The organism is Leptospiraceae bacterium (assembly GCA_024233835.1).
Taxonomy (GTDB): domain Bacteria; phylum Spirochaetota; class Leptospiria; order Leptospirales; family Leptospiraceae; genus JACKPC01.
Genome location: JACKPC010000001.1, coordinates 265,559 through 288,725, shown reverse-complemented (window position 1 = coordinate 288,725; position 23,167 = coordinate 265,559). Strand labels below are relative to the sequence as shown.

Sequence of the window (23,167 nt, the reverse complement as noted above, 5' to 3'; positions counted from 1 at the left end):
ATGCATGATTACAAACAAAATGCATTGGATTATCATAGCAAATACCCGAAAGGAAAGTTGGGCGTTGTTCCGACTAAAGACACTGATACACCTGAGGACCTGTCTCTTGCCTATTCTCCCGGTGTTGCTTATCCCTGTCTCGAAATCCAAAAAGATCCGAACCTGGCCTATGAATACACCAATAAAGGGAATCTTGTTGCGGTGTTGACAAATGGTTCGGCTGTTTTAGGTCTCGGTAATATAGGAGCTCTGGCCGGTAAGCCGGTCATGGAAGGGAAAGGGGTTCTTTTTAAAAAGTTTGCCGGTGTCGATGTATTCGACATTGAGTTGAATGTGAATTCGGCAGATGAGCTTATCAAAGCGGTACAGATGTTAGAGCCTACCTTTGGTGGCATTAATCTGGAAGACATAAAAGCTCCTGAGTGTTTCTATATCGAAGAAAAGCTAATTGAAACGATGGACATTCCGGTCTTTCACGATGACCAGCATGGGACAGCTATTATTACTCTTTCTGCGGTTATAAATGCTCTCGAAATCACCAATAAAAAGTCAGAAAATGTAAAGGTGGTTATCAGTGGAGCCGGTGCTGCTGCGATTGCGATTACAGAACTTTTAAGCCACATCGGTATCCAAAAGGAGAATATTTTTCTTGTCGATTCGAGGGGAGTTATCAATCACAGTCGAACCGATTTGAACGAGATTAAAGCAAGGTATGCACGTAAAACAAATGCAAATACGCTTTCCGAGATTATCATAGATGCGGATTTTTTTATTGGTGTTTCTCAGAAAGGACTTTTGACACCGGAAATGGTGAGAACAATGGCCGATAAGCCCTGCATTTTTGCAATGGCAAATCCCGATCCGGAAATTTCCTATCCCGATGCTATGGCGGCGAGGCCCGATGTAATTATGGGAACAGGTCGAAGTGATTATCCGAACCAGATAAATAACTTATTAGGTTTTCCTTATATATTTAGAGGAGCCTTAGATGTCAGGGCAAGAAAAATTACTCTTGAGATGAAAATTGCGGCGGCGAGAGCCATTGCTGACCTGGCAAGAGAAGAGGTACCGAAAGAGATAATTGAAATTTATAAGAGAAGTTTTAGTTATGGAAAAGAATACCTAATCCCCAAACCTTTTGATTCAAGGGTTTACTATAGCGTTTCCTCTGCTGTAGCCGAAGCTGCTGTGAAATGTGGTGTAGCAAGACTTCCCTATCCCGGAAGAGAAGCCTATTATAAGTATCTCAGTTCCATAAAACGGGGCTAAACCCCGTTTTTACTGTTCTACACAGATAAGTTTTTTTACCTTGTTACAGGCTCTCTGACCACCTGCTGGTTTATTTAGACTATTCGTATCGGTTTTATTGAGTACGCCATAGGATGAATCAGAACCGGATGTACCATCTGTCCAATTATTACAATGATTTCCTTCTATACTCATGTCTGCATTCAAACCTGTAAAAGCATTCCCTCCACTCACCGGATCAATCGCTACCAGTGCACTTACAGTAAAATCATAGATCTTGTTTGCATCGGTTTTAAACATACAGTCCCCGTAAATATTAAAGTACCGGGTGTTATCTTTCAAAGGCCAATCCATCGAAGTTTTGGAACGAGTAGAACTTCCGAGTAAAGCTTTGTAGGTGCTGCTATTCGGTTTATTCGAAGCTGCATTACAAAGAGTATCCGCAGCACTTACACCACCGAGGTTTCCATCATAAGTTGCGGTTGTAGCAAAAATGATTTTATCGTTTTTGCCACTATCTTTTACGAGGGCACAGGCAGAATAAGCATAAGCAGAGAGAATAAGAGTATAGCTTCCTTCATCGGAATCATTGTTCGTAACTGTCAGAGTCGCAGTTTTGTTTCCTCCTGAAACCGGGTTAAAGCTTAATGTGAATGTTGTGGAAGATGATGCGGTTATCGTTCCGGAAGAAGGCTGTGTGATAGCAAACTCGCTTGCATTCGTTCCTGATAAGGCAACATAAGGAGTTCCGCTTAGAATCAGATCTCCCGGTCCGGAATTATTGATAGTAAAAGTAAACCCTATAGTTCCGGCTACCGCTGTATTAGCCATAGTAAATGTACTTCCGCTTAGATATTCAGTAGAGCTTTCTAATATAGCAATTTCCGGGCTGAGTGTGGTTCCAGTTCCAGTTCCAGTTCCAGTTCCAGTTCCAGTTCCAGTTCCAGTTCCAGTTCCAGTTCCAGTTCCAGTTCCGGTTCCGGTTCCGGTAGCAGTTCCAGTTATTGCGGTTCCGCTTAGATTTAATGTAAAGGTACCGTTAGTGAGATCATTGCTGTTGATTGTTAAGATGGCAGTTTTAATCCCGGAAGAAGAAGGGGTAAAGCTAGCTGTAAGGCTTATAGTTTCAGCCATAGCGAGACTTAATTTGGATGGATTACTCAAATTAAAATCAGTATTTGTATCCAGAACCGGGTTCTGGCTTAAAATTAAAGTATCGCTGCCTGCATTGTAAATATCTATTATTATAGAAGTTGTTGAACCAGCTGTTGTATCAGAAAAAGCATAGGTAGAGGAACTGGTATATTCAACAGATGAGATTAAAACCTGTATTTTAGGAGAAAGTACATTTGTATTTGGAGTAGAAACGGTTTCCGGATTAAACACTCCCATGAGCCTGGTTCCACTGGGATTTACACAATTAGCTAATACCAAGAAAGAAAGTATTATTGTATATAGTATAGCTTTCATTTTCTTCACCCACTAATTACTATAACAATTATAAACCGATAATCTTTGAGAAAACAAGTGAAAAAAAAAAAAGGATAGTCTGGCTATACCAAAAGAACTATCCTTACTATATACCACTTCCTTTAAGTATTAAGGAGAAGGGGCTGTTCGGATCATCCGTTGCTATACGTAAAATGGCAAGTTTTAAACCCACACTTTTTGGGTGAAAGCTCACGGTAAAGGAAAGTGAGTTTCCGGCCTGTACGGAACTGAGTGCGGGTTGAGTTACTATAAATTCATTTGCATTGGGTCCTGTAATCAGGATGTATTGAGGAGCTGTACCGGTAAGATTTAAAGCTGCCTGACCTGTATTGAGAAGAGTAATGGTTCTTGTGCCGGAAGAATTCAAAGCAGTATCATCAAAACCAAAATACGCTCTATCGATAAGTTTCAGCCCTTCACTTTGCACTTCCAGAACGGGAAAAGTCTCTATAACTGCTTTTCCAATAACTTCCAGTTCGAAAATATTATTTTTCGGGTCATTACTCGGAATAATTAAATTTGCTTTTTTTTCTCCTTCTGAAGCCGGATGAAAAGATAAGACTAAAAAAAGAGAATCTCCGGGAGATAGGAGAGTTTTTGTAACTTCGTTCAGGGTAAAATCAATGGTGTTATCGATTAGTGGTTTGTTCTTAATTTCTAAATCAGCTCCCCCTGCATTATAAATTTCGATGGTTGTAGTTTTCCAGTTGTTGATTTCGGTTTCAGAAAGGGAAAGCTGGGTTCCGTTCAAGTAAGGGTTGGAAGCGTTGAATACCTGGATTTCGGGAACTGTAACCTGGCTAAGAAAAATGGGATTAGAGTCAATAGAAATGGCACCCAGTAATTTATTCTCCGGGGTATGGTTGGTGCAGGAAACCATAAAAGTCAAAATGATGGAAATGATAAGTTTCATTTTCAACCCTTCCTATCCTATATACGACAATTGAAATGAAACTTTTTTTACAGAGGAAAGAAAAAAAATGCCGGAAAGAGGACTCGAACCTCCACAGGGTTTCCCCTACTAGTACCTGAAACTAGCGCGTCTACCAATTCCGCCATCCCGGCTTTTCGACATATTCTTTTAAGTATATGAAAATATTCATCTCCTTTTTTTAGAAATTTCACGGGAATTGGAAAAAAAACTGAACAATAAATTCTTCTGTGTAACTAATACTTGAAAGATTCGAAAGATGGGCCTGAAAAAGGAATAGACTAAAGCTTTTCAGTCTCATAAAATCGTAAACTCAAATTGTGTACCCGCTAAAACGGGAAACAGGAATGAAATACAGGGAGAACCGTATGAAATTTATACAACTGATCATAACGTCTCTGCTCCTGTTTTCTTTTGGCAATCTGTATGCAGGAGATCGCTATGCTCTTGTGATGGGTTCCAACTATAAAGGAAACAGCGCCGGGATTTCTGAGTTAAACCTTTGTGAGGCTGATGCAACTTATATAAAAAGCCAGATTCAAAAAGTAGGCAAGTTTAAGGAAGTCAGTTTATTACTGGGAAAAGAATTAACCAAAGCTAATATAAAGAAAGCCATTCAGGATCTCGCAAAAAAAGCAGATAAAGATGACACGGTCTTTTTATACTTTGCCGGTCATGGTTTTTTTATGAGAGATCCTTCCGCTAAAAATGGTATGCGGAACTATATCGTTTGTTACGATAGACCCCACCTCGCTGATGATGAACTGAATGATTATCTCAAAGAAATTAAGTCTCCTAAAACGCTGTTTGCGTTTGACTGTTGTTTCTCCGGAGGAATCGCGAAAAAAGGGCAAAAAACAAGGGGAAATGCTGAAATTCCGATTCCGGAAGGTTCACAGGGAACTGTCAAGCAGAACCCGGAAGATTTCTATTTCCAAAACAAGGCTATCATTTCTTCTTCTGACGATGACCAGACCTCTATAGAAATTGGTGGAAGGATCAACCACGGAGTCTTTACCTATAACTTCGGTCGAGCTATAGAAAATGCAGATTTAAACGGAGATAAGGTCGTTACAGCCCTTGAAGCTTTTTTTCAGACAAAAGAAGAAGTGCAAAAAATGGCAGCCAAGGTGAATCATCAACAGGTTCCACAGGTTTCGGGGGATGCCTCCGGGATTTTCCTTTCCGGACAAAAGGAACCCAAACCACCGGAAGAAAAGAAAAAACCGGAACCGGAACCTCCTTCTATTCCTGAGCCGGATGTAAATCCACCTAAACCGGATCCGGTAAAACCGGTAGTAACTCCTGATGAACCCCCTGTAGTAGATACAGGAAGTTATGGTGATCTTTTAATCCGCAGCACGATTATTGTGGATCGCTCTTTCGGTAGAATTGATAGGACTCCGGAGGAAATGATTAAACGGAGAAACGACAAGGGAGCGAGAAGAATCAAGGTGTTTATCAGTGACAAGGAATACGCGTATAGCTTAAAAACCCGTAAATCTCGCTTCTGGGGTGCTTCTTCAATTGGTGGAAATATCAAGCAGGGAGCTATTTACGATATTCTGGTTAAAGAAGTTCCGGCGGGAGTTCATAAGATTGTGGTGCAGGCAGATGATTATCCGGAAATTCAAACGACCTTTGCGATTTTAAAAAATCAGAAAAATATCCTGAAACTAAGAAGTTCCATGTCCGGATACGGAGCGATTCACGGACGGGTTTTTTATAAGACTTTAGATAACCCGGTTATAAGCCAACCGGTTTATATGCCTACCATCATGTCGGTTAGCGGATTAAAAAAGGTTAAAACCGATAAAGAAGGTAACTTCTGGTTTACCAACTTAAAACCCGGTAAGTATGAATTAAAGGCTTCTTTTGCCGAGAACTTAGAGTTAAATAACTCCAAAATAGAAGTAGAAGAAGGAAAGGTCACTGAAGTTCAGGTGATATTAAATGTAATCCTTCCCGGAACAAAAACCAAGCTTAAAGTCCCCAAGAATGAATTCTTAAAAGATTTTAAATATAAAAAATAAATAAAATCCGAGTAAAGCCCTGTATATAAGACAGGGCTTTTTTATACATAGTAACTTTAGTACTTTAAGTTATTCGATTATAGAGATATACTTAAATCAAATCCTCTCAAAAAACGAATCAATTTACATTTTCATTGTTAAAGAAATGTCGGTTTTTTGCTTAATAGGTGTTTTCATTATGAAATGATTAGAAGTTAAATGAAATTATAATAATATATTAGTATTTAGTTAAATAAATTTCAGCCTTATTTTTTAATGCTGAAATTGATGTGTTCATTTTTGGGCATTTCTCGAAAGCGTTTTGTTGACGTTTGGCTTACTTTTTTAATTGGGTTTGCGAAATTAAGAATAAAAAATCATTCCCCAACATGCTGTTTTATTTTTTTTTATAAAAAAAAGTGATCCACTTTTTGCTTCGAATTATCAATAAACTTTTTGACTTAAAAACCCTATTGAAATAAAACGTAATTCCTACTTTTAAACGAGCATTCACATGGCTCTGTAAATAAACCATGAAGTTATTTACAGTGGTGTAAAAAACTTAGACGTTGTTGGAGATGTATGCAAACATTTGATTATGTAAATACAAGCAAGAAGAATGATGCGGGTTTTGAAGAACATATAGAAGAAAAAAAAGAATACACAGAACAAACTCTTCTAGACATAAATCAAGAACATATAGACAAAGAAATTGATTTACAAGAGACTTTAAAACCCGAAGAAAATGAAATTATAAACGAAGAGCCTCCTTCAGAAGAAGAGCTTGAAGAAAAACCCTATATCTGTTCTCGTTGTAATTGCAGAGTAGAAAACCTTTTCCAGATGAATGTATGTAAAGGTTGCTTAACTCTGGATTTTCAAAGACTTATTACAGTAATTAATTCTATTCGCAGGTAAAGAGGTGTTATGGACTATCCTTTTAAAGAGATTGAAGTAAAATGGCAGGATTATTGGAAGGAACATAAAATCTTTCAAACGGATATTCATAGCAAAAAACCTCATTTCTATTGCCTCGATATGTTTCCTTACCCCAGCGGTGCCGGTTTACACGTCGGGCATCCGGAAGGATACACTGCAACTGACATAATCTCTCGCTATAAACGGATGAAAGGCTTTGAAGTGCTTCATCCTATGGGTTGGGATGCTTTTGGTTTACCGGCTGAAAGATACGCCATGAAAACCAATATACACCCGAGAGAAACCACAGAAACTAATATCAATACATTTCGCAAACAGATCCAGATGCTCGGATTATCCTATGATTGGGATAGAGAAATTTCCACAACCGAACCGGATTACTACCGGTTTACTCAGTGGATCTTCCTACAATTATACAATTCCTTCTTTTGTCGGCATGAAAACAAAGCAAGACACATAGAAGAACTTATCAGGGAGTTTGAAACAAACGGATCCGGACTATACGAAACAGAAACCGGAGAAAGTTTTAGACCTGAGGGCTGGAAACAGAAGACAGAAAAAGAAAAAGAAGTTATCTTATCCAAATTTCGACTCGTTTATATGGCAGATGTTCCCGTTAACTGGTGTGAAGAACTGGGAACGGTACTTGCCAATGAAGAAGTAGACGAGTGGGTTTCTAAGGGCCATACGGTTGTTCGTAAGCCCATGAGACAGTACATGATGAGAATTACGGCCTATGCAGATAGGTTATTAGAAGATTTGCAACTGGTAAGCTGGCCTGAGTCGACACTGGAAATGCAAAAAAACTGGATAGGTAAGAGTGAAGGTCTGGAAATTGAGTTTCCGACTGAGTCCGGGGAAAGTATACGCGTTTTTACCACGAGACCCGATACCATTTTCGGGGCAACTTATCTTGTATTGGCTCCGGAACATCCCCTCGTTGACAAACTTACAGCTCCTGAAAAAAAAGCAGAGATTTTTGAGTATATACAACAAACAGCAAGCAAAAGCGATATGGATAGAACCGGCTTGAACCGTGAAAAGACCGGTGTATTTACCGGTGCCTATGCTATAAATCCCTTAGATCCTAAATTAAAAGTTCCTATTTGGATTTCTGATTATGTTTTATATGGTTACGGAACAGGGGCAATAATGGCCGTACCGGCCCATGACAGCCGGGATTACGAGTTTGCTAAAAAATTTGGCTTAGAAATAAAGCAGGTAATCGCCGGAGGGGAAATTGAAAAAGAAGCCTTTGATTCCAAAGATTCAAGCTGTATTAACTCTTCTTCTGATTTATTATCTATAGACGGCTTAGGCTATAAAGAAGCCTTTGATAGAATTGCAGACTTTGCAGAATCCGGGAATATAGGTGCAAAAAAAATTCAGTATAAGCTCAGAGATTGGCTTTTTGCAAGACAGAGGTACTGGGGAGAACCAATTCCTCTAATTCATTATGAAAACGGTATTACAAAACCTATCTCTCAAACGGAACTCCCTCTTGAATTACCCGATTTAAAAGAGTTTAAACCCAGCGGAACAGGAGAGTCTCCCCTTGTCCTGGCAAAAGATTGGGTTTTAGTTAATGACGAGAAATATGGTGTTGGAAAGCGGGAGACCAATACAATGCCACAATGGGCGGGTTCCTGCTGGTATTATCTTCGTTATATAGATCCTAAAAATCCGAATGTATTCTGTGACCCGGAACTGGAAAAAAAGTGGATGCCGGTGGATCTTTATGTAGGAGGAGCCGAACATGCAGTCCTCCATCTTTTATACTCTCGCTTCTGGCATAAGGTTTTATATGATCTGGGTCATGTTTCTTATCCGGAGCCTTTTAAAAAATTAGTTCACCAGGGACTCATCCTCGGAGAAGATAAAAAGAAAATGTCCAAGTCTCTGGGCAATGTCGTCAATCCGGATGATGTGGTGAAGGATTATGGAGCTGACAGTATCCGTCTTTTTGAAATGTTTATGGGTCCTTTTGAAATGTCAAAGCCCTGGAGCACGAAAGGAGTAGAAGGAATATTTCGTTTTCTGAATCGAGTCTGGAGATTATTCCACGGAAAAGATGGGGACGATCTATTTATTGATGACTCGGAACCCGAAGAAGAAGACCTGAAACTACTACATAGAACTATCCAAAAAGTAGAAGAAGATATAGAAAATTTTTCTTTTAATACGGCCATTGCACAGATGATGATCTTTGTGAATCACCTGACTCCTAAAAGTGGACGCCCTCGAAAACTCTTAGAACCTTTTGTTCTTGTCCTTTCTTCATTTGCTCCACACCTTGCCGAAGAACTCTGGAGCAAATTGGGACATAAGCAAAGCCTTGCCTATGAACCGTATCCCTCTTACGATCCCAAGTATCTTGTAGATGATACGATTACAATTGTGGTTCAGGTGAATGGGAAGTTGCGGGGAGAGTTCCAGGCGGAGAAAGGTGTTGCAAAAGATAAGGCAATTTCTTTAGCAAAAGCCCAGGAAAAAGTGCAGAAATTCCTTGAAGGAAAGACCATCCGAAAAGAAATCTTCGTTCCTGATAAAATCGTTAACCTTGTTGTTTCCTGAAAATCCTCCTACCGGTGAAACCTAAAAGCCGGTAGTTTTCTCTTTCCATTGGACGATTTTTTTGGAAATTTATTTCCAAACTAAGTAAAAAAATTGTTGAATTATTATTAGCTTATGTACTAAATATAGAACAAGATGGAAACAATTATTATTGTGGATAGAGATATTGATACGATAAACCGGGTGGAGTTTTATCTCAGTGCCCTTGAATACCGGACTATCTCTACTCCTGACTATAAAAAAGGTGTAGAGTTTGTACGCTCGGCTGCTCCTGACCTGATCATTCTGGGTCTTGAAAAAATAGAACCGAATTCGGTCTATGCTCTGGATGCAATTAAAGCCGATCAGGTATCGAGACAAATTCCCCTGTTAGCTCTTTATTCTTCTATTGACAGGAATTTTATACTGAGTAACCGGAAAAAAGGTATAATGGAACATCTTACTAAACCTGTAGATAAGTATAAACTAATTAATCTAATTAAAGAATTAATGGTAATCTCCCACGAGCAAAAAGATTATAATATCTCTTCTCGGAAAAGCCACGTTATTATAGAGAAACCCTTAGAAAACCTGGTGAAAATTTCTTTCAAGTCCGGTTTGAAGAAGTATGTCTTACCCGAATTAAAAAATATATTTAGTCCGCAATTTGTAAAAGCTGTATCTAATATGAATTGCTGTATTGACATCAGGGATTTTGTTGAACTCAGCATAGAAGAAATTGAAATCCTAAAGAAAATTGTAAATGTCTTTGGTGCCCAGAAACTCTCTATTATTGCAGGAAAGCACATCGGTTCGATTCTTGCCAATAGCGATCTGGAAGATCATGTGCACCTTTTTATATCTTTAGAAGACTATGTCGTTTTTCTAAAAAAACAAACCAGCGAAACGGCAAAAACCTGAAAATTACTGCTGTCTAAAAAATAATGCTTAAGTTCCATCGAAGTTGTTTTTTTAGGCGGCAGTGTTCATGCTTTTTCTAAAATTCCCTTGCCATAAAAAAAACGATATATAAACCTTGCTTATACAGGCATTTATATGATTCGACTCCAGAATAAATTAAAAACCTGGTTAGAAGCCGGGTTAATCAACGAAGAACAGCATGATAAAATACTTGCATTTGAAGATTCAAAGCCCACGAGAAATCTTGCCGCTTATTCCATAATGGCGCTCGGTGGAACTGTGATTTCGATAGGAATCATAGCCTTGATTGCTGCTAATTGGGAAGCTATCCCGGATTTTGTAAAATTATTCTGTGATTTCTGTCTCTTAAGTGCACTGGCTTATTTTTCCTTTTACTACTATGAGAAGAATAAAATTGTTTTTGAAATTATAAGTAACATTTTCTTTCTATTTATCCCTGCGTCTATCGGGCTTATTTCCCAGGTTTATAATACGGGAGGAGAGCTATACCAGGCCATGGGTTTTTGGGTTTTGATAAGCACACCCTTTATCTTTTTCACAGGAAGCAGAGTTACAATTAATATCTGGCTTGCAGCTTTGAGTTATTTTATTTCCATGAGCGTTCTGGAATTTAAGTTCTTCGGCATGGATGTAGAAACCATGCTATCTCTTTCTCTGATTGTTCCTGCCTCCTATTTGCTTTTCGGTCTTGTTCTCAGAAGTTTTCCCAGAGAAAACTTTCAAACCTTTTCTGTTTCTTTATTCTTCTGGGCTCTTCTCGGAATTCTGAGTCGAAGTATTATACACCCCTTATTCAGTGTTAAAAACCTCGGAGAGAGCTTCTACATTAATCTTATACTTTTTATTATACTTTCCCTCGGTTCTTTATATTACCTGTTGAAAGAAAATAAAAAGGTCGCTCTCTTTTTTAGTATAAGCACAGTTTTATATGCAATTCTCGCTCTTGTTTCTGCGTATAACATTAATAAAGATATTTTAGATGCAGCCCTGTTTATTTTTCTCTGGTTTTTCATCGCCCTCATATTCTTAAGCTATGAGAAGCAACGTCTTTTTGATTTTTTTATTACGGGTATAGGAATTCGATTTCTGGTTATATACTTCCAGGTTTTTGGTACCCTTGCTTATACAGGTTTCGGTCTCATCCTTTCGGGTTTACTCATTATTGGCTTTAGCATTCTCTATATCAAAATGAAAGATAGGCTTACAAGGAGTATAAAAGAAATTATATGAATTCCAGGAAATATCTATTATTCTCTCTCATAATTCCGATTCTGGCTTTACTCTTTCTTACCTTTTATAAAGCTTATATTTTATCCTTCGGTCTCAAGTTTGTATTACCCATTACAGGTTACGATCCCCGCGATTTACTATCCGGACACTTTGTTACCTACAACGTAGAATACGGGATGGAAAATCCCTGTGGAGATTTATCCAGAGGTTCCAAGCACTGTATTTGTTTACATAAGGATATAAGCAAGAATTATGTAGTAAAGAATTGCAATTCCTCGGAACTATCCAGCTGCACTGCCTTTATAAAAGGTGTTTGTAAGACTTCTCGTTTTGAAGCCGGAATTGAAAAATATTTTATCCCCGAAGATAAAGCTGCTTACTATGATAAGACCGTTCGAAAAGGAAAATCTAAGATTGAAATTTCTGTAGATAAAACCGGTACCGCTGTTGTAAAAGATCTCATTTTAGAAGAATAAAATATTATTAGAAGTGAGTAAAGTTGTTTTATATATAAGTATTTTTTTCGGACAGATAGTATATATAAATGGGCTAATATATCTGAATTTACGATTTTACGATAGTCTACCCCGTTTTCTAACTGCTCTTGTTTTTTTGTTCGTTCTACCTATAGCACTGGGAGTTATTTTTGCCCTGCTTATGAATAAGCTTATCGATCTATTGGATCTGTTTGTAAATGAAGAAAAAGTAATGGCTTTTTTTGTGGGTCCGGCTCTCATCTTCTGGCTATTTTTGGTGGTAGGAAATTATATAGGAATACGGGAGTATTTTGATTTGCAGTACAGGGGAATGGCTCAGGATGTACCACTTCAAAATATTGACTCCTATCAGCATAAGGCGTATCTGAAATTACAACCGGACTCTATTATCAGGAAAGATTTGTTGGCGGCTATTACAATAAAAAGAAGGGTAAAATCTGGCGACTCTTATAGCACTCGTTATGACACTTATGAAGTTGCACCTGTTGTTTCTAAGACATGGAATTCTGAAATGAAAATCCTCGCCTGGACGAAAAGCTTTCCAAAAGATTATAGACCGGGTATGTCACTCCAATTTCTGATTGTTAAGGATCCATACGAAATTGCTTATATAGAGAAAGCTATCGGAAAAGCGGTTCAGCATTTTTCTCTTCAAAAAAGCAAGAATCCTATCATACTGTCTTATACCGATTTAGATTTTGAGGAAATATTAGAGAAATATAAAAATCGGTTTTTGTATTTTGTCTTAACCTGTAATATTATTTTTATATTACTGCCCTGGGTATTTATTCGTAAATTAGATTAAAAAGGCGATATAAGTTATATCGCCCGAAATAGTTAATTAAGATTTAGCAGGGAGACAGGCTTTTGTACAATCTTCTAACTTTTCAAATGGAACCACGCCCTGACAGCCGCCCCAGTTGAAAGATTTACATTCTTTACCATCAAAGAAAAACTTGGGAATAGCACCTTTACACATACCCGGATCCGGTTTTAATGAGCAGTTTCCTTTCTTTTGCTCCATCTGCATTTTCTCAGCTTGATCTTTTAGATTTTTTCCGCTCTCGATGGTTTCCTGTATGTTTGCACAGGTCAACGAAAGAAGTCCGATTACGAAACTTAGCAATAATATTCTCATGAAATACTCCTTATTTTTAGCCTTAGGCTTTTCTTTCAAAAAAAAGTGAGCTATAGATTATGCAATATCTTTTTTTATATTTAAAAATAAACTCTTCCTCCAAGTGCGAGACCCAGATCACTACCTCCGTACTCCCCATTCATAAAAAGATTCAAATTAATTTCAGCAAAAATCTCAAATTGCTTTCCACCGGGAAAAATAGAAACTCCGAACGGAACTCGGAGGCCGGGGACCCAGGTATTACTTTCCGTTTTTATCCATTTCCAGACTTTTTCCTTTTTTGTTCTTTCCTGCATAAGAAAACCCCCTCCCACATAAAGATTCACCGGGTTACTTCCGGGTACTTTATAAAAATTATAAAGTATTTGTGCATGTAAATGAGATCGACTTCCTACATAACCCAGAGTTCCTTCAACTCCTAAGTCAGGACTTATATTATATTTCATACTTATCCCTGTTGGATAAAAAAGACTTAAACCTATACCAAATTGATTTCCAGTATTTGCCAGTAGGCTCCCGGTTAAAAAGAAGAAAAAAAGAATCCCTATTATTGTTTGCTTCATATATGTTCCTTTATGATTAATTATTTATATTCCTTTTCTAATATCCCACTAAGAATCTATTATATTCTCATGAAATCCTCTTTTTGTACTATCGGAAGGGCTATAACTTTTTTATAGGATTTATACAATTCTTCGATTATATATAAAAATCGAAACAGTTCTTTTTTGTCCTGTTTAAAAGTATAAGATGATAGTTCTTCGTTGTAATATGTATGGTGTATGGAGCTAAGACTTTCCAGTAGTTCTCTGTATTTAATGACAAATATATTACAGTCTCTCTCTGATTCTTCTGCCTCAGATTTTATAGACTTATAGTCGGCATTACATACACGATTTTGAGAGTCCCTGAGTATTACAGAAGCTCCAATCCTGACTTTATAACTTGTAGGAAAAGTCAGGGCTGAATCTGATTCATAATGTTTATCTAAAGTTTTACGAATAATTTTTTCAGAAAGAATAAACGAACCGGATAAGCAAATGAATACATCTGCATTATCGTTGCGAATATTATGTAATACATCATAAATAGCTTTACCTTCCCCTAAATTTCCTGAAGCTTCAATAAGCATTACATTTTTGCAGCGATTCTCTAATAATCTTTCCAGCTCAGTTCTGAAGGCTGATTCAACAATCAAGAGAATATCTGAACAAATACTTGCATAAGTATCCAGAATATCAATGAGAAGATTCATCCCATTTTTTTTTTCAAAGATAGATTTTTTCTCAGTAGGCTCCAGTGTATAGAGAATAAGAGTCGTATTTTTTCGAATATACCTCAAATTTTTATTCAGGCTACGAACTAATTCTTTCTGTATTTCAATTCCATCTGATATATTATAATTTCTACTTCCCTGTAAAGCTTTCCATCGATGTTTTATTTTGTTTTTATATAATAGAGATATTTTTTGTTGAATCACCGGGTACACTGTATCAATATCATAGTAGGATTGGGATTCTGATGATTTATATATTTCTAATATTTCGCTTAAATGATGCATAGCGGAATAAACTCCTCTACCCCCTCCATAGATAATATTCGGTGTAAAAAAAATTTCTTCTTCTGCCTGATTTACGGAAATGACAGTTAATTCTTTGATTTCATCCAGAATGCTTTGATCATTTCCCCCCACACGAAATTCGTTTCCAAAATAGATTACTTCTCGTGGATCTAAGTTCTTCTTATCCAGATATTGCTTAACAGCCGAGGCTTTATTAATCCCTTTTCGAGTTATATCAATCGAGCTCCAGCCTCCTTCTTTAATATGGTAGGGATAATCTATGCCAAATTCCTTTTTAAACTGCATTTTCAAAAAATCAAATATCATTTTTCGTAAATCTACATCTTTCTTGTAAAGTAAATGTTTTTTGGAAGGTAAGGGTTTTATGGTTATCATAGAGCAGTTGCTTCGAATTTCTACCCAGGGAATATATTTTCTTTCACCGGGCTTCTCTTCAAAATACCAGCGTCTTGCTTCCATATCATATTCATATTTCCAAATATTTACATCATAGCGGTATGCAAAATCTTCAGGGGAGTGGTTTATCTCTGCTTTATAGAATAATTCAGTTGCAGCACTAATGATTCTTTGAATTCTATGTATTTCCATCTCTTGCAGGGCATTTTTACGGTTATACTCAAAGTCATCAAACATCTCTCCACGAGAGTTAAAAAAAATATGGTTTGCTGCCCCATTACCATAAACTTCAAAATTTTCGATAAACCTTAATTTATCTTCTTTCTTTAAATGATCTATCAAAAAAGTGGTAAAACGTTTATGGAATTTGCTCAGGTCATTACCGGTGACCGCGCAGATTTTAAATCCTCTTTCTAAAAGTTCTATCAAAATTCTCAGCATAGGACTTTCCAAAAGGGTCTCTTCGTATTTATCTCGGGTGTCTCTGTCGATTCTTACATCAAGAATCGTTTCGTCTACATCAAATAATATGGCTCCGGAGGTTAAAGCCGAATTTATCCTTTTTTGCAGAGAAGGTTGTTTTTCTAATATCCAGAAAAGTAATTCAGTTAGTTTTTCAATAGAATGCTTGTTACGTTTTAGAGGCTTTTTATCTTCCAAATCCATGTAGATCACATTAACCTTGCTTCGGTTAACCTCAAGACCCTGCATTTTATCCTGAACCAGATTTATATGCACATTTTTATACCTTTCGAAATAACTCAGGTTCGGTTGTACATAAGGTTTGTTTTTGCTATCTTTTCCGGCAGGTTTATTGATTACGATAGTAGTAAAAAGATTATATATACTTGGCTTTTTTTCAAAGTCCCTTGATAAAGCTAAATAGGCTTTATCAAAAATTTCTGCAGCTGAATAATTGCTGGTATCCTGTTCTTCTCCGATATTTGTAAAGAAAATCTTTCTTGCTTTTTTGTTCTTTTCTATTGCTTTCCCTATCCCTTCTGTAAGGTAGCTGGGCAGGAGAGAACTATGCTGAACTCCGGGAGAGTAAAATAGTAAATCAGCAGTTTCTAATACTTGAAGAAGGGAACGTCTGGGTCTGGGTAAAACAGATCGTTCGCGAAGTTCTTTATCCAGCAATTCAAATGAAGAGTTAGAAAATCTCTGTATTTCTTCATCAGTAAGTGGTTTTTTTAGAAAAAAAATACGGTTTATCCTGACAGAAGATTTCTTTGCAACAATTTCAGATTCATTTAATAATAGGGAAGGCGTTTCGGAGGTTTTATTTTCGAGTAGTCCGTATAGAAAATGGTTTTCATTGGAATTTAAATATACCCTGCCTAAAAGAGGCAGGCTTTCGGAAAGATAATCTGTCGCTTCCTGCAAACCACCTAACTTTCTGTATAAACCGGCGAAAACAGCATCTGCAAGATTAAAGTCCTCGTAGTTGATCCTGGTATTCTTTTCTCGAAGTGTTTTAATATAAGTATTCAAGCCCTCTTTGAGTCTTATCCTGAAATTAGAAGGAAGTTTAGAAATGATATGAAAAATTTTCTCAGTCCCGGTTTTTCCTTCAGAAATAGTTTCGATGATTTTATCAACTTGCCTCGGTGCTATACGATCGGTTTTATATTTTAAGAATTTTAGAATAAAGTAATAGGCTTCATGTTCCGGATCCAGAAGACTTGCCAGATTTTTTCTAAGATCGGAAGCACCCGGCATATGAAAGATTTCTCGTAATTTTGCTACGGAAGGACTATAATCATAGGCATTCACTATAGTATGTATATTAAACTGAATATCTTTTTCTAAACGATTCTGCTTTAAGAGGCTTAATATAATGTTTCTTGCTCCCTGACCTCCGCAAAAGATTACAGTATTAAAAGCAGGCATTATTTTTTTACAATAAAAATTAGAAAGGATTGTTTCTCTAAATCAGTATATTCTTTTTCTACTATGTATCCCGCCTGTTTCATTTCTTCTACAATCATATTCGGATCAGTCGAGTGACCAAAAAAGCGAATAAAACTAAAAAAGGAAGATTTCTTATTGTAATCGATGATAGCGATTTTTCCATTTTCTTTTAGCAAAGGTATAAGCTTTTTAAAATATTCTGAGCGATTTTTTAGGTGGTGATATACGTTTCTAGAAAAAATTAAATCCAGACTGTTTTTATCCAATGAAAGGCCGTCTTCTTCTGCCTTAACCGTAATAATATTTTGTAAATTTTTCCTTTTTGCTTCATCCCGAATATAGTTCAAAAAGGCTTCATTTACATCTATCGCAAAAACTTTTCCTTCTTCCCCTACGAGCTCTGAAAAGCGATAGCTAAAATAGCCTCCACCTGAACCAAGATCAGCTACAGACGATCCTTTAGAGATATCAAGTTTTTCAAAAATGTAAGTAGCCTTACTTTCCGGTTTGGCTGCACCCTGATTAAAGTGTTCCGGCCTGCTTTTTCCCCCACAGGCAATCAAAAAAAGGATGAATCCCGGATAAAGTATTGTTCTAAACATAGTTCCCTACTAATTTTCTATTTTTTTTATACGCATAGTTTTCTTGGGTCAAAAAAAGAAGCAAGGCGAAAATAAGCTAAACAACCAAAAAAGAAAATTCTTTACAGGATATATAATGGAATAATGTTCCTATATAAGAGCCTGTCTGAAAATGAAGCAGCAGGCTCTTGCAGCTTGCTTTTCTTTTATAGATAAGTCTATTTAAGACACGCTGTAAGGAGAAATGATGAATTATAAACCAGAGTTAATTAGCTTTAAACTTTGTCCTTTTGTCCAGCGCTCGGTAATTACACTGTTAGAAAAAAAAGTAGATTTTTCTATTCAGTACATAGACTTGAAAAATAAACCAGACTGGTTCTTGAAACTATCCCCTCTCGGAAAAGTACCGGTTTTAAGGGTTGCTGATGAAGTTCTATTTGAGTCCGCTGTAATTAATGAGTATCTTGATGAAATAAATCCACCTTCTATGCATCCTGTTACTCCATTGCAAAAGGCAAAAAATCGTTCCTGGATAGAATTTGGCTCAAGCCTTCTTGCTGAGCAGTTCCAAATGTTACACGCAAAAACGGAGGAAGAATTTATGTCCAAAAAAGAATCTTTTATCAAAAAGTTAGAAATGTTAGAAAACCACATACAGGCTGAATATTTCAATGGAGACTATTTTTCTTTGCTCGATTCCGCTTTTGCCCCACTGTTCATGAGATTAAATATTTTAGAAAAAAAATTAAACGACATATTCATAAAATCGGATAGACTAAAAAACTGGAGAGATAATTTATTGAAACGAGAGTCGGTACGAAAATCTGTTGTTCCGGAATTCGAAGAACTTTTCCTGGAATTCATAAAAAAGTCCGGTTCCTACATTGGAGGGAAACTATGACTTTAGAGGAAATTAAACAAAAAATACAATCCGGATTGCCCGGTTCCAGAGTTGAAATTTTGGATCCACATGGAGATGGGGTTCATATCAAAGCTGTGGTAATGTATGAAGGCTTTGAAAGTAAGAGTATTCTTGAACAGCATCGGATGGTTTATGAAACTCTGAAAGAAGAGTTAAAATCAGAAGTACATGCACTGGCACTAGAAACAAGGAGTAAATAAATGGATGAAAAAATAAAATCAAGAATTGAAGAAATGATAAGTTCAAAAAAGGTTTTCCTTTTTATGAAAGGAACTCCGGCAGCACCTATGTGTGGTTTTTCTGCAGGGGTAGTTCAGGTCTTGAATCAACTGAATGTGGATTACAACGCATTCAATGTGCTCTCAGACGAAAGTATTCGCCAGGGAATCAAAGATTTTGCCAATTGGCCAACCATTCCTCAACTCTATATAAACAGGGAGTTTATAGGAGGACATGATATCGTAGTCCAAATGGCACAGTCCGGTGAACTTCAGAAAAAACTTGCCTCATAGTAGAGGATTGCCTGATGATAAAAGTTTACCAGTATCCTTCCTGTCCTTATTGTAGAAAAGTAATCAATGCCATTACTGAGTTAAAATTAAAATCCGGAGAAGATTACCTGCTGATTGAAGCAAGCCATGGAACTTCCGGTAGAGAAGAGGTCATTCGACTCGGTGGTAAAGGCCAGGTTCCTTTTCTTGTTGATGGTGATGTAAAGATGTATGAGAGTGATGATATTGTTCAGTATATCAGGAAAAAGTTTAGTAAAGCATAAAATACTCATATAACTTTATATTTTATCCTGAGCGAACCATTAGAGGTTCGCTCGCTCTTTCCATTACTCTTTTTCGAATAGTTGCTTGATTTCCTTCATCCGTGAACGATTTTTTCCCAGATCCGAATATCCGACCCGAGAAGCAGAACGAATATGGATAAGTTTATTATTTTCCGGGAAATAAAATTCTACATCATCAACATAGCGCATTAGCAGAGTAGTAAATTCTGCATGTAAGTAGTTGTCTGTTTTCTTTACAAGTTTGACCCTCGGAAGTTTTTGGAGAGTGACTATCATCTTCTTTTGTGCATCTTCCCTGCTCGAACTATACACTATGGCTTCGATATAATGCTCCTTGTCTTCCTTTTTTTCTTGAGATGAAATGCAATTCGGTGATTTAGGACAGGGGCTGAATACTCCTTCTGTAATCATAAGGCTCTTTTGGGACTTTCGATTACAGGATAGGGTAGTAAGTAAAAGTAATAAACCAAATATTATCCCTCTTTTCATTTTTAGTTCTCTTCTTGAATTATATGATGCTGTTCTTTTGTGAGCCATGTCAATAGTTCTGTATGGTTTTGAAACATCTTTGCTTTACTCCCCACTTTTTTTCTTTCGGATTCAGTTCTCGGAAGCATACATAAGTTTTTGACTCCCGCTCTTATTCCGGCTTCGATATCCGTTTCCTTATCACCGATCAAATAGGAATCAGCTAAATTGATTCCAAATTTTTTTTCTGCTTCAAGTAGCATTCCCGGCTCGGGTTTACGACAGTAGGACTTCTGGGTATATTCCGGGATTGTTCCATCCGGATGAAAGGGACTGTAATAGATCGCGGTAATAGAAATGTCCTTTCTGAGAAATTCTTCTAACATATACGCATGGAGCACGCGAACATCCTCTTCTGTATAATAATTTCTGGCTATTCCGGATTGATTGGTAACAATAATAATTAGAAATCCTGCATCTATAAAAAACCTGCAAATAGAAAAGATTTCAGGAAAAAAAATAAAATCTTCTATTTTATACACATAGTCTTTATCTACATTAATCACTCCATCCCGATCTAAAAAAAGTGCTCTTTTGTTATCTTTCATACTTACCTGATTTTTTTACCCTGTTTATTGATATAAAACCATTTACCTCCCTTACACTTATAATTCCCTTCTTTTAATTTTTTGACGCAACCCATATTTACTCTGGCTTTCCCCCGTTTAAAAGGCTGGGCAAAATCGAATTCAGCCGGAATAATGATTTCACCTGCTTCATTAAAAAAACCAATCTTATCATTTTGAATAAATCTGGCCAGACCTTCCCTGTAATCATCCGGGAAATTGTCTTCGGGTAAAGGTAAGAGAATTATCCGGTTCTTCTTATTAATGAGCATCCATTTGTCCCTATCTGCAACAAAAGCCTGGCCATTACGAAAGTTTTGAGCCACCATGTATTCCGGTTTGATTGCGATCTTACCACTTATTGTTTTGTATCCATAGCGCTCGTTTTGCTGAAACAAAAAATATTCTTCCTTCGATAAATCTTTCTGTAAAAAAATGCAAGAATGAAGCAGGATAAACAGGAAAATGAAAATAAATTTCATAAGAATTGTTTTTTTTTGATATTCGATGGGAAGCAAGCTTTATTTTTTTAGAGAATCATCGAATCTATTTTACAAAAAAAGAGAAAAGCCTTGCCATTTTAAGGATTATTCAGTTTTGTTAGAAACAGGCCATGAGCAAACTAAAGTTGGATGCAATAGATTTTAGAACTAATATACGAAATTCCAGGCCCAGTAATATAGCAAGGCTCTCCGGAAGTTTTGCTCTCTTATTTCTATCCTTTTACTATCAAATCCCGAATTTGCTTGTAATTTCTGCTTTGAGTTTCTTCTTTAGTCTGAGCTGGCTTTTCTACATTGAGTTTTTTTATTCAATCTACCACAGAAATCCGATCTCCTGGTACATAATCTCAACTGTTGACCTATTTTTCATCAGCATTGCTGTTTATCTTACCGGTCTTTATTATTCCCCTCTGCAAATGGCTTATATACTTACCGTAACTGTAAGCTCTATTGATATATATAAAGAACGCGGGCTTTATGTTGCTTATGTCTCTTTTATTTTATTTGGTATTCTATTGTTCCTTGTGCATTTAAAGTTTTTGCCGCTGGTTAATCTTTTCTACAATACAAATTTAGTATTTAGTATTAACTCAGCGATCCTTTCTTTAATTATGCTTCTACTTTCTGTAATTGTAACGAATAAAGTTGTAAATTCAGTGTATCAGCAGTTTCATGATAAGAATAAAGAATCGGAACATAGTTTAAAAGAAATACAAACCTTGAAAGAAAAGCAGGATGGAGATTATTTTTTAACCTCAATTTTAATTGAACCCCTATCTATTATTGATTTTAAAAGCTCTAATCTTAGTATAGAGGTATTTATTAAGCAGTATAAAGAATTTGAGTTTAGAGGTGCGAAAGCAGAACTGGGTGGCGATATATGCATTATACGTAATATATTTCTGGGTGAAGAGAACTATATTTTTTTTATGAATGCGGATGCCATGGGAAAGTCGATGCAGGGTGCAGGAGGGGTTTTGGTTTTGAGTTCGGTAATCAATTCCTTCTTAAACCGATACCAGGATTCGGGTGGCTATATGGATCCTTATGAATGGTTGATCATTTGTTTTGGAGAATTGAATAATATCTTTCAATCGTTTGAAGGTCTTATGATGGTTTCCTGTATTTTTGGAGTGATTGATGAGAATACAGGAAAAATGTTATATATTAATGCTGAACATCCCTTCCCAATTCTGCTGAGAGATAATAAAGCTTTATTTCTAAATGAGAAACATAATGGAGAGAAATTAGGCTCTCCCGGTGCCGGTCAACTGGAATATATCGATGAATTCCTTTTAGAAAAAGGAGATACAATTTTTATCGGTAGTGACGGAAAGGACGATCTACTCATTTCTAAAGATCAAGCTCGGATCATAGATAATGATGAATTTCGAATTTTATCTGTTATTGAAGAAGCAGAAGGGGATTTAAACCGAATAGTACAAAAATTGGAAGAAAAGGGAAACTTTAGTGATGATTGCTCTATTATTAGTATATTCTATAAAGGAAATGTTTTGGATTTCATTTAAATAATTTTGGTGGTATAAGAATGGATGAAACAGTAAGAATTGACAACTACAGTTTTACATATGAAAAATGTAATGAACGTGAAGGAACTCCACTTGTTTTTCTGCATGGTTGGTGTTCGGTTCGCTTTTTTTGGAATTATTGTCTGCCTGATTTCACACCCGATTATCCCTGTGTAAATTTTGATCTTTTGGGTCATTATCATTCCAAGGTCTCGCCGGCATTTTATAAACATTTTGACGAAGAACGCCTTTTTGTAACCCAGAAAGAAGCCATACAAAAAGCCTTAAATACGGAACGTATACGGTTAATAGGGCATTCGGCAGGTGCTTTTGTTGCACTCGGGATTGCAGCGATGTTTCCTGAATTTGTGGAGAAAGCCGTTGTGGTTTGTCCCCCGGCCCACGGTCCGGTGCGTGGTCTTTTATACCCGGCGAAACTTGCCAATGATTTCGGACTTTCCTTTATAAATTACGGAACCATTGATCTTATAAAATTGTTTCCCGGCTTGATAGAAACCTGGTTTAGTCAGGGAGCTGCTGAACCTAAAAAACTAATTGCAATAGAGGGAATGAAAGAATTTTTAAGGGAATACCATGAGTATTTTAAAGAAAATAATGTCAGAATGGTGAATCGTTATCTTGAAATATTAGATAAAGCTGATATACTTCATTTATTAGATCAGTATCAGGTGCCTACTCTTCTCATTGCGGGAAGAAAGGATAAGGTAGTTTCTCCCTCTCAATTTGAAGCCATTTCAAAAAATCAAACAGAAATCGATCTGGTTTATTTCGAAGAAAGTGCACACATTCCTATGATGGAAGAAAAAGAACTTTTTATCCGTACTGTAAAGAATTTTTTGGATTCCTGA

23 protein-coding genes and 1 tRNA gene are annotated in these 23,167 nt (G+C 36.7%); 14 read left to right on the top strand and 10 right to left on the bottom strand.

Translation table 11 applies throughout. The features are described 5' to 3' along the window. Positions 1-1,269 carry a malate dehydrogenase gene (locus tag H7A25_01350; protein MCP5498521.1) on the top strand — a complete coding sequence of 423 codons (1,269 nt, stop codon included), beginning with the start codon at positions 1-3 and terminating at the stop codon, positions 1,267-1,269. 9 nt (positions 1,270-1,278) lie between these two features. Here the strand turns inward: H7A25_01350 and H7A25_01345 are convergent, their stop codons facing one another. From H7A25_01345 to H7A25_01335, 3 genes are all read right to left on the bottom strand, one after another. Further along, entirely contained in the window at positions 1,279-2,718 is a 1,440-nt protein-coding gene (locus tag H7A25_01345; GenBank protein MCP5498520.1) for a DUF1554 domain-containing protein, read from the bottom strand. A 106-nt stretch (positions 2,719-2,824) separates the two neighbouring features. Beyond that, entirely contained in the window at positions 2,825-3,652 is an 828-nt protein-coding gene (locus H7A25_01340) for a choice-of-anchor D domain-containing protein (protein MCP5498519.1), read from the bottom strand. A 68-nt stretch (positions 3,653-3,720) separates the two neighbouring features. Further along, a tRNA-Leu gene (locus H7A25_01335) sits at positions 3,721-3,804 on the bottom strand. Between the two features lie 234 nt (positions 3,805-4,038). Here H7A25_01335 and H7A25_01330 point away from each other — a divergent pair. The 7 genes from H7A25_01330 to H7A25_01300 all read left to right on the top strand — a co-directional run bounded on the left by H7A25_01330 (position 4,039) and on the right by H7A25_01300 (position 12,648). Then, positions 4,039-5,703 carry a caspase family protein gene (locus tag H7A25_01330; protein ID MCP5498518.1) on the top strand — a complete coding sequence of 555 codons (1,665 nt, stop codon included), beginning with the start codon at positions 4,039-4,041 and terminating at the stop codon, positions 5,701-5,703. 561 nt (positions 5,704-6,264) lie between these two features. After that, the gene (locus H7A25_01325) at positions 6,265-6,600 is read left to right on the top strand and encodes a hypothetical protein (protein ID MCP5498517.1); all 336 of its coding nucleotides are present in this window, start codon (positions 6,265-6,267) and stop codon (positions 6,598-6,600) included. Between the two features lie 9 nt (positions 6,601-6,609). Continuing rightward, the gene (locus H7A25_01320; protein MCP5498516.1) at positions 6,610-9,195 is read left to right on the top strand and encodes a leucine--tRNA ligase; all 2,586 of its coding nucleotides are present in this window, start codon (positions 6,610-6,612) and stop codon (positions 9,193-9,195) included. A 135-nt stretch (positions 9,196-9,330) separates the two neighbouring features. Further along, positions 9,331-10,095: a hypothetical protein gene (locus H7A25_01315; GenBank protein MCP5498515.1), complete on the top strand. Its 765-nt coding sequence runs from the start codon at positions 9,331-9,333 to the stop codon at positions 10,093-10,095. Between the two features lie 135 nt (positions 10,096-10,230). Next, entirely contained in the window at positions 10,231-11,346 is a 1,116-nt protein-coding gene (locus H7A25_01310) for a DUF2157 domain-containing protein (protein MCP5498514.1), read from the top strand. Beyond that, positions 11,343-11,822 (top strand): GDYXXLXY domain-containing protein, encoded by a 480-nt coding sequence (locus tag H7A25_01305; protein ID MCP5498513.1) that lies wholly within the window; start codon positions 11,343-11,345, stop codon positions 11,820-11,822. The genes H7A25_01310 and H7A25_01305 overlap by 4 nt, the downstream gene beginning before the upstream one ends. A 13-nt stretch (positions 11,823-11,835) precedes the next feature. Continuing rightward, positions 11,836-12,648, top strand: a complete 813-nt coding sequence (locus H7A25_01300; protein ID MCP5498512.1) for a hypothetical protein — start codon at positions 11,836-11,838, stop codon at positions 12,646-12,648. Positions 12,649-12,684: 36 nt separating this feature from the next. Here the strand turns inward: H7A25_01300 and H7A25_01295 are convergent, their stop codons facing one another. The 4 genes from H7A25_01295 to H7A25_01280 form a co-directional block, all read right to left on the bottom strand. Next, a complete protein-coding gene (locus tag H7A25_01295) occupies positions 12,685-12,873 on the bottom strand; it encodes a hypothetical protein (protein ID MCP5498511.1) in 189 nt (62 codons plus the stop codon). 188 nt (positions 12,874-13,061) lie between these two features. Beyond that, positions 13,062-13,544 carry a hypothetical protein gene (locus tag H7A25_01290; GenBank protein MCP5498510.1) on the bottom strand — a complete coding sequence of 161 codons (483 nt, stop codon included), beginning with the start codon at positions 13,542-13,544 and terminating at the stop codon, positions 13,062-13,064. A gap of 59 nt (positions 13,545-13,603) precedes the next feature. Next, entirely contained in the window at positions 13,604-16,852 is a 3,249-nt protein-coding gene (locus tag H7A25_01285; protein MCP5498509.1) for a YvcK family protein, read from the bottom strand. Next, positions 16,852-17,475, bottom strand: a complete 624-nt coding sequence (locus H7A25_01280) for a methyltransferase domain-containing protein (GenBank protein MCP5498508.1) — start codon at positions 17,473-17,475, stop codon at positions 16,852-16,854. The genes H7A25_01285 and H7A25_01280 overlap by 1 nt, the downstream gene beginning before the upstream one ends. A 223-nt stretch (positions 17,476-17,698) precedes the next feature. Here H7A25_01280 and H7A25_01275 point away from each other — a divergent pair, with 223 nt between their 5' ends. The 4 genes from H7A25_01275 to H7A25_01260 are packed head-to-tail and all read left to right on the top strand — an operon-like array spanning position 17,699 to position 19,151. Then, on the top strand, positions 17,699-18,355 hold the full coding sequence (locus tag H7A25_01275) for a glutathione S-transferase family protein (GenBank protein MCP5498507.1): 657 nt from the start codon (positions 17,699-17,701) through the stop codon (positions 18,353-18,355). Further along, positions 18,352-18,576: a BolA/IbaG family iron-sulfur metabolism protein gene (locus H7A25_01270; GenBank protein MCP5498506.1), complete on the top strand. Its 225-nt coding sequence runs from the start codon at positions 18,352-18,354 to the stop codon at positions 18,574-18,576. Before H7A25_01275 ends, H7A25_01270 begins: the two co-directional genes overlap by 4 nt. Beyond that, complete coding sequence (gene grxD, locus H7A25_01265; protein ID MCP5498505.1) at positions 18,577-18,888, top strand: Grx4 family monothiol glutaredoxin; 312 nt, start codon at positions 18,577-18,579, stop codon at positions 18,886-18,888. A 14-nt stretch (positions 18,889-18,902) separates the two neighbouring features. Next, the gene (locus H7A25_01260; protein ID MCP5498504.1) at positions 18,903-19,151 is read left to right on the top strand and encodes a glutathione S-transferase N-terminal domain-containing protein; all 249 of its coding nucleotides are present in this window, start codon (positions 18,903-18,905) and stop codon (positions 19,149-19,151) included. Positions 19,152-19,214: 63 nt separating this feature from the next. Here H7A25_01260 and H7A25_01255 read toward each other — a convergent pair whose 3' ends face one another. Genes H7A25_01255 through H7A25_01245 form a run of 3 tightly spaced genes read right to left on the bottom strand, consistent with a single transcriptional unit; the run spans position 19,215 to position 20,748 of the window. Then, a complete protein-coding gene (locus H7A25_01255; GenBank protein ID MCP5498503.1) occupies positions 19,215-19,661 on the bottom strand; it encodes a DUF1499 domain-containing protein in 447 nt (148 codons plus the stop codon). A gap of 2 nt (positions 19,662-19,663) precedes the next feature. Further along, entirely contained in the window at positions 19,664-20,248 is a 585-nt protein-coding gene (locus H7A25_01250; GenBank protein MCP5498502.1) for an HAD family hydrolase, read from the bottom strand. 2 nt (positions 20,249-20,250) lie between these two features. Continuing rightward, positions 20,251-20,748, bottom strand: coding sequence for a WG repeat-containing protein (locus tag H7A25_01245; GenBank protein MCP5498501.1), 498 nt, complete (start codon positions 20,746-20,748; stop codon positions 20,251-20,253). Positions 20,749-20,879: 131 nt separating this feature from the next. Here H7A25_01245 and H7A25_01240 point away from each other — a divergent pair, with 131 nt between their 5' ends. Both H7A25_01240 and H7A25_01235 read left to right on the top strand, forming a co-directional pair. Beyond that, complete coding sequence (locus H7A25_01240) at positions 20,880-22,298, top strand: serine/threonine-protein phosphatase (protein ID MCP5498500.1); 1,419 nt, start codon at positions 20,880-20,882, stop codon at positions 22,296-22,298. Positions 22,299-22,318: 20 nt separating this feature from the next. Beyond that, positions 22,319-23,167 (top strand): alpha/beta hydrolase, encoded by an 849-nt coding sequence (locus H7A25_01235; GenBank protein MCP5498499.1) that lies wholly within the window; start codon positions 22,319-22,321, stop codon positions 23,165-23,167.

What these genes read in the sequence shown, in the direction of transcription:
- H7A25_01350 (MCP5498521.1), top strand. Translation starts at nt 1, where the DNA reads ATGCATGATTACAAACAAAATGCATTGGATTATCATAGCAAATACCCG.
- H7A25_01270 (MCP5498506.1), top strand. Translation starts at nt 18,352, where the DNA reads ATGACTTTAGAGGAAATTAAACAAAAAATACAATCCGGATTGCCCGGT.
- H7A25_01275 (MCP5498507.1), top strand. Translation starts at nt 17,699, where the DNA reads ATGATGAATTATAAACCAGAGTTAATTAGCTTTAAACTTTGTCCTTTT.
- H7A25_01295 (MCP5498511.1), bottom strand. Translation starts at nt 12,873, where the DNA reads ATGCAGATGGAGCAAAAGAAAGGAAACTGCTCATTAAAACCGGATCCG.
- H7A25_01290 (MCP5498510.1), bottom strand. Translation starts at nt 13,544, where the DNA reads ATGAAGCAAACAATAATAGGGATTCTTTTTTTCTTCTTTTTAACCGGG.
- H7A25_01245 (MCP5498501.1), bottom strand. Translation starts at nt 20,748, where the DNA reads ATGAAATTTATTTTCATTTTCCTGTTTATCCTGCTTCATTCTTGCATT.
- H7A25_01240 (MCP5498500.1), top strand. Translation starts at nt 20,880, where the DNA reads ATGAGCAAACTAAAGTTGGATGCAATAGATTTTAGAACTAATATACGA.
- H7A25_01345 (MCP5498520.1), bottom strand. Translation starts at nt 2,718, where the DNA reads ATGAAAGCTATACTATATACAATAATACTTTCTTTCTTGGTATTAGCT.
- H7A25_01330 (MCP5498518.1), top strand. Translation starts at nt 4,039, where the DNA reads ATGAAATTTATACAACTGATCATAACGTCTCTGCTCCTGTTTTCTTTT.
- H7A25_01280 (MCP5498508.1), bottom strand. Translation starts at nt 17,475, where the DNA reads ATGTTTAGAACAATACTTTATCCGGGATTCATCCTTTTTTTGATTGCC.
- H7A25_01310 (MCP5498514.1), top strand. Translation starts at nt 10,231, where the DNA reads ATGATTCGACTCCAGAATAAATTAAAAACCTGGTTAGAAGCCGGGTTA.
- H7A25_01325 (MCP5498517.1), top strand. Translation starts at nt 6,265, where the DNA reads ATGCAAACATTTGATTATGTAAATACAAGCAAGAAGAATGATGCGGGT.
- grxD (MCP5498505.1), top strand. Translation starts at nt 18,577, where the DNA reads ATGGATGAAAAAATAAAATCAAGAATTGAAGAAATGATAAGTTCAAAA.
- H7A25_01250 (MCP5498502.1), bottom strand. Translation starts at nt 20,248, where the DNA reads ATGAAAGATAACAAAAGAGCACTTTTTTTAGATCGGGATGGAGTGATT.
- H7A25_01255 (MCP5498503.1), bottom strand. Translation starts at nt 19,661, where the DNA reads ATGAAAAGAGGGATAATATTTGGTTTATTACTTTTACTTACTACCCTA.
- H7A25_01340 (MCP5498519.1), bottom strand. Translation starts at nt 3,652, where the DNA reads ATGAAACTTATCATTTCCATCATTTTGACTTTTATGGTTTCCTGCACC.
- H7A25_01285 (MCP5498509.1), bottom strand. Translation starts at nt 16,852, where the DNA reads ATGCCTGCTTTTAATACTGTAATCTTTTGCGGAGGTCAGGGAGCAAGA.
- H7A25_01315 (MCP5498515.1), top strand. Translation starts at nt 9,331, where the DNA reads ATGGAAACAATTATTATTGTGGATAGAGATATTGATACGATAAACCGG.
- H7A25_01305 (MCP5498513.1), top strand. Translation starts at nt 11,343, where the DNA reads ATGAATTCCAGGAAATATCTATTATTCTCTCTCATAATTCCGATTCTG.
- H7A25_01235 (MCP5498499.1), top strand. Translation starts at nt 22,319, where the DNA reads ATGGATGAAACAGTAAGAATTGACAACTACAGTTTTACATATGAAAAA.
- H7A25_01320 (MCP5498516.1), top strand. Translation starts at nt 6,610, where the DNA reads ATGGACTATCCTTTTAAAGAGATTGAAGTAAAATGGCAGGATTATTGG.
- H7A25_01260 (MCP5498504.1), top strand. Translation starts at nt 18,903, where the DNA reads ATGATAAAAGTTTACCAGTATCCTTCCTGTCCTTATTGTAGAAAAGTA.